At 60.7% G+C, this 4,137-nt stretch carries 5 protein-coding genes; 3 read left to right on the top strand and 2 right to left on the bottom strand.

All coding sequences use genetic code 11. The features are described from left to right. Nucleotides 1-56: 56 nt before the first annotated feature. Complete coding sequence (locus ACW9HW_RS29250) at nucleotides 57-596, bottom strand: PaaI family thioesterase (RefSeq protein ID WP_457402801.1); 540 nt, start codon at nucleotides 594-596, stop codon at nucleotides 57-59. 118 nt (nucleotides 597-714) lie between these two features. Beyond that, entirely contained in the window at nucleotides 715-1,623 is a 909-nt protein-coding gene (locus tag ACW9HW_RS29245) for a LysR substrate-binding domain-containing protein (protein WP_457402800.1), read from the bottom strand. A 104-nt stretch (nucleotides 1,624-1,727) separates the two neighbouring features. Here ACW9HW_RS29245 and ACW9HW_RS29240 point away from each other — a divergent pair, with 104 nt between their 5' ends. From ACW9HW_RS29240 to ycaC, 3 genes are all read left to right on the top strand, one after another. Further along, nucleotides 1,728-2,594, top strand: coding sequence for a pirin family protein (locus ACW9HW_RS29240; protein WP_457402798.1), 867 nt, complete (start codon nucleotides 1,728-1,730; stop codon nucleotides 2,592-2,594). Between the two features lie 92 nt (nucleotides 2,595-2,686). Further along, nucleotides 2,687-3,370: an isochorismatase family protein gene (locus tag ACW9HW_RS29235; RefSeq protein WP_095197387.1), complete on the top strand. Its 684-nt coding sequence runs from the start codon at nucleotides 2,687-2,689 to the stop codon at nucleotides 3,368-3,370. A 57-nt stretch (nucleotides 3,371-3,427) separates the two neighbouring features. After that, nucleotides 3,428-4,054 (top strand): isochorismate family cysteine hydrolase YcaC, encoded by a 627-nt coding sequence (gene ycaC, locus ACW9HW_RS29230; RefSeq protein ID WP_095197388.1) that lies wholly within the window; start codon nucleotides 3,428-3,430, stop codon nucleotides 4,052-4,054. Nucleotides 4,055-4,137 lie beyond the last annotated feature (83 nt).

Here is a 4,137-nt window from a genome sequence, read left to right as displayed (position 1 = left end):
AGGTGGTCTAAGTGGGAGCGAGCCTGCTCGCGAAGAGGGCGATACGGTTTAAAGCCTTAACCCCTCGTCTCGAGAATCATGCAGGTCGTCGTGCCGGTCGCATACAAACGCCCGTCCACATCATAAATCCGCCCCTCGGCCAGCGCCGTCGAGCGTCCCAGGTGCACAACCTTGCCCTCGGCCCGCACCGGTCCGCTGGCGCCGGTCAGCGCCCGGACGTAACTGATGCGCAGATCCAGCGTGGTGTAGCCCTGGCCTTTTTTCAGTTGTGTATGAATCGCGCAGCCCATGCACGAGTCCAGCAAGGTCGCGGCATAGCCGCCATGGACGCTGCCCAGCGGGTTGTAGTGCCGCGAATCCGGCGTGCCCTGGAAGATGAACGAACCGGCGGACCATTCGAGGGGAATGAAGTCCATCAGCGTGCCGATGGGCGGCGAGGGCAGCTCACCATTACCGATACCGTCGAAAAACTCGGCAGGGGACAGGGCGCTGACTTCGGCCAGGGACAAACTGCCAGGCGCCGCCAGGCGATCGCGCATGGCCTGTTCCTGAGCGATCCATTGAGCGAGCGTGGCGTCGCGGTTCGGGCTTTGCATATTCAAGTCCTCGGAGCGGATATTATGGCTGTAATTCGAGCTGAATATTATGCTCGAAATAAAACCCGCGCCAGCCCCGATCGTCTTGCCGCTTGCCGCTAAAAGCTTGCCGCTGCTTCTAGGCAATATCGCTGTGACTGAACTCCTCCCCGAGAAAGTCGATCAAGGTCCGTACCGACGGCAGCAACCCACGGCGCGAGGGGAAGATTGCATGGATGATCCCGCACTTCGGTGCCCAGCCCGGCACCAGTTCCACCAGACGACCGGCGGCTATGTCATCACGCACCACCACAGTGGGCAGGTGGGCGATACCGACCCCGGCGATGACCGCATGACGCAATGCCAGCAGGTCATCGGTGACCATCCTTGGTGCATGGCGAATCATCGCGCTGGTGCCGTCGGCGCCAAACAATTCCCACTGATATTCACGCTGCGCCGCACCCCAATGCAGGCTGGGCAAACCGCTGAGGTCGGCCGGCGACGGCGGTGTCGATAGACGATCGGCGAACAGCGGATGGCCGACTAAGCTCTGAGTGCTGTTGCCCAACACTTTCATGACCAGGTCGGTGTTTTCCAACGGCGGAAAACGCACCCGCAGGGCAATGTCGAAGCCCTCGTGGATCAGATCAACCCGTCGGTTGGTACTTTCGATGAACAATTCCACCAACGGGTACTTGAGCATATAGCGGGTCAGCATCGGCCCGACCCAGGTGTTGAGCAGCGCTGTCGGGCAACTGATGCGCACCAGGCCCTGGGGCTCGGAGCGGTTGCGTTCGATCAGTTCGGCGGCGCTTTCCGCCTCCACCCGCATGGCCAGGCAGCGCTGGTAATAGGCCTGGCCGATCTCGGTCAACGAGCAGTGACGGCTGGTGCGATTGAGCAGGCGCACGCCCAGGCGGTCTTCAAGCTCGGCGATACGTCGGCTGAGCTTGGACTTGGGTATGTCCAGCGCCCGCCCGGCCGCGGCGAAACCGTGATGTTCCACCACCTGGGTGAAGTAGTAGAGGGTGTTGAGGTCTTCCACCATCGTTCTCCAAATAGAACGCTAAGGCTGATTTTCGCAGTCTAGTGCAGAAAGGGTCGCGGTTTTAAGCTTTGGCCATGGCTTCACCCACCTTGTTCGGAGGCACCATGAAAAACATCATCGGCATCTACACCAGCCCACGGCCCCATTGGGTCGGCGACGGTTTCCCGGTGCGCACGCTGTTTTCCTACGACAACCTGGGCAAGCACATCAGCCCGTTTCTGTTGCTGGACCATGCCGGTCCCACCGAATTCACACCCACTACCGAACGACGTGGCGTTGGTCAGCATCCGCACCGTGGCTTCGAAACCGTGACTATCGTTTATAAAGGTGAACTGGAGCACCGTGACTCCACCGGCAGTGGCGGCAAGATCGGCCCTGGCGATGTGCAATGGATGACCGCGGCTTCGGGCATTCTCCATGAAGAGTTCCACTCCGAAGGTTTTGCCAGAACCGGCGGCACCCTGGAAATGGTGCAACTGTGGGTCAACCTGCCGGCCAAGGACAAAATGGCCGATGCCGGCTACCAGACCATTCTTGATGGCGACATCCCGAGCATTGCGCTCAAGGACAACGCCGGCAGCCTGCGCTTGATCGCCGGCGAGTTCGACGGTCACAAGGGACCGGCACGCACCTTCACCCCGGTCGATGTCTGGGACATCCGACTTAAGGCTGGCAAGTCGCTCACCCTTGATCTGCATGACGGGCGCAACACCGCGCTGGTCGTCCTGCGCGGTGCGGTTCAGGTCAATGGCCTGGAGTCGGTACGTGAAGGACAGCTGGCCCTGTTCGATCGCAAGGGCGATCAGATCAGCCTCCAGGCCAGCAAGGAAGCGGTGGTGCTGCTGCTCAGCGGCGAGCCGATTGACGAGCCGATCGTCGGTCACGGCCCGTTCGTGATGAACACCGAGCAGGAAATCCACCAGGCCTTCGCCGACTTCCAGTCCGGCCGCTTCGGCCAGATGCACGGCTGATCCGTACCGCTTCAATCATCCGCTCTACACAGGATGCGTAGGCCGGTTTTCAGGCCAGGGATGGCTGTTGCCCAAACAAAAGAGGAACGCTCATGAACACCGTCAATGCGGCCAACTTCAATGGCCAGAAACCGACGATCGATCCCAACGACAGCGCGATGCTGTTGATCGATCACCAGAGCGGATTGTTCCAGATCGTGAAGGACATGGACGTGCCACAGCTGCGCGCCAACGCCATTGCCCTGGCCAAGGCCGCGACCTTGCTGAAGATGCCGGTGATTACTACCGCTTCCGTACCGCAAGGGCCGAACGGACCCCTGATTCCAGAGATTCACGAATCCGCGCCGCACGCTCAATACGTGGCGCGCAAAGGTGAAATCAATGCCTGGGACAACCCGGAGTTTCACGCGGCAGTCAAAGCCACCGGCAAGAAAACCCTGGTGATCGCCGGCACCCTGACCAGCGTTTGCCTGGCGTTCCCATCCATCGCCGCCGTGCATGAAGGCTATAAGGTGTTCGCTGTGGTCGACGCCTCCGGCAACCACTCGAAGCTGGCCACTGATCTGACAATCGCCCGTTTGGCCCAGGCCGGGGTGGTGCCGATCGACATCATGGCTACGCTCTCTGAGCTGCAAGGCTCGTGGAACCGTCCGGACGCCGAGCAGTGGGCCGCCGTCTACGCCCAGGCCATGCCGCATTATCAATTGCTGATCGAGAGTTATCTCAAGGCTCAGCAGGTGGCGAACGAACACGAAGTGCTGGACTCCCAGCGCTGAGCGGGTACCCCCACGCCGATTTCCACTCGGCATCGATAACACGCGAGGACTACTGCAATGACCACTTCTTACAAACGTCTCGACAAGGATAACGCCGCCGTTCTGTTGGTGGATCATCAGGCGGGGCTGCTGTCGCTGGTGCGCGACATCGACCCGGACCGCTTCAAGAACAACGTGCTGGCCCTGGCTGACCTGGCCAAGTACTTCAAGCTGCCGACGATTCTCACCACCAGTTTCGAAACCGGTCCCAATGGCCCGCTGGTTCCCGAACTCAAGGCACTGTTCCCGGATGCGCCCTACATCGCTCGTCCTGGTCAGATCAACGCCTGGGACAACGAAGATTTCGTCAAGGCCATCAAGGCCACCGGCAAGAAACAGCTGATCATCGCCGGCGTGGTGACCGAAGTGTGCGTGGCGTTCCCGGCACTCTCGGCGCTCGAAGAGGGTTTTGAGGTGTTCGTGGTGACCGATGCGTCCGGCACCTTCAACGAACTGACCCGGGAATCGGCGTGGAACCGCATGTCCGCCGCCGGTGCGCAATTGATGACCTGGTTCGGCCTGGCCTGTGAGCTGCACCGCGACTGGCGCAACGACGTGGAAGGCCTGGCGACGCTGTTCTCCAACCATATCCCGGATTACCGCAACCTGATGACCAGCTACAACACGCTGACCAACAGCAAATAACCAGGACAACACATAACCCTGTGGGAGCGGGCTTGCCCGCGATAGCGGTCGATCAGTCACTACGATGTTGACTGTCCTGCCGC

Source organism: Pseudomonas sp. SDO5532_S415 (assembly GCF_054071155.1).
Note: the sequence above shows the minus strand (reverse complement) of the source record. Positions and strands in the feature narration are given on the sequence as shown.

What these genes read in the sequence shown, in the direction of transcription:
- ACW9HW_RS29250 (WP_457402801.1), bottom strand. Translation starts at nt 596, where the DNA reads ATGCAAAGCCCGAACCGCGACGCCACGCTCGCTCAATGGATCGCTCAG.
- ACW9HW_RS29240 (WP_457402798.1), top strand. Translation starts at nt 1,728, where the DNA reads ATGAAAAACATCATCGGCATCTACACCAGCCCACGGCCCCATTGGGTC.
- ACW9HW_RS29245 (WP_457402800.1), bottom strand. Translation starts at nt 1,623, where the DNA reads ATGGTGGAAGACCTCAACACCCTCTACTACTTCACCCAGGTGGTGGAA.
- ACW9HW_RS29235 (WP_095197387.1), top strand. Translation starts at nt 2,687, where the DNA reads ATGAACACCGTCAATGCGGCCAACTTCAATGGCCAGAAACCGACGATC.
- ycaC (WP_095197388.1), top strand. Translation starts at nt 3,428, where the DNA reads ATGACCACTTCTTACAAACGTCTCGACAAGGATAACGCCGCCGTTCTG.